General features: G+C 38.4%; 1 protein-coding gene. It reads left to right on the top strand.

All coding sequences use genetic code 11. From position 1 onward, the window contains the following. The first annotated feature begins 259 nt into the window (after window positions 1-259). Complete coding sequence (locus I6E38_RS14950; protein ID WP_235394724.1) at window positions 260-835, top strand: restriction endonuclease subunit S; 576 nt, start codon at window positions 260-262, stop codon at window positions 833-835. The last annotated feature ends 38 nt before the right edge of the window (window positions 836-873 follow it).

The raw sequence follows: 873 nt of genomic DNA, 5'->3' as shown, positions 1-873 counted from the left end.
GATTCATCTCCGTACCTGCCAAGTGGATCATGACTGCAAGGCAATACGTGCTGAATATCTACACAGAGAACCGCGCTTATGCAAAACCCTTCAAAACAGAATTCGGATAAGAATCCTTTCTTTCCGGTTAGAATCTGCGTATTACCTCAAGTCGCATCGTGGGGTAAGGGGATGTTGGCTACATATTGATGTTGTGCTGTTGCTTTTTACTGAAAGCTACTACTAACGACTCATAAATCTACCCTTAATCGTGTATTGGATGATAGTTGCGGATTTTAGGTTTGCCTATAATCCAGCAAGAATAAATGTTGGCTCAATAGCCATGTATACAGGTGAAAAGCCTTGCATGATAAGTTCTTTGTATGTTTGTTTTAAGACGACCAAAGAGGTGAACAACGAATGGCTTATGCAACTTCTTAAAACACCCAAAATGAATTACTATTATAATGTTAATGGTGAAGGTGGTGTAAGAGTGTATTTATTCTATCCTAATTTCGCAAGGATTAGAATGTCTATTCCAAAAATAGAAGAACAAAAGAAAATAGCAAAGTTGCTCAATCTTATTGACGAGCGCATAGCGACCCAAAGCAAAATCATTGAGGACTTGAAGAAACTAAAGTCTGCGATTGTTGAAAAGGTCTTTTGTTCTCCAAACCAAGAATATCCAATGTGTCGTATTGAGGGATTTGAGCAAGCACTGTCTACTTACAAGATGAGTGACTTTAGTTCTCGCATAGCTACAAAAAACAAGGATTCCAAGTGTTCATTAGTGCTAACTATCGCAGCACAATATGGTTTAGTTAATAGGGTGTTCAGTTCGTTGTACCAAATTTAGCTCACTTTCCTAAGCGTTTTGGTTCGTTCTGTTACCCA

Origin of the sequence: Leyella stercorea (assembly GCF_021531355.1) — a bacterium.
In the GTDB taxonomy this organism is placed as follows: domain Bacteria; phylum Bacteroidota; class Bacteroidia; order Bacteroidales; family Bacteroidaceae; genus Prevotella.
The sequence above is the reverse complement of the archived record's forward strand: the minus strand, read 5'-3'. Positions and strand labels throughout refer to the sequence as shown.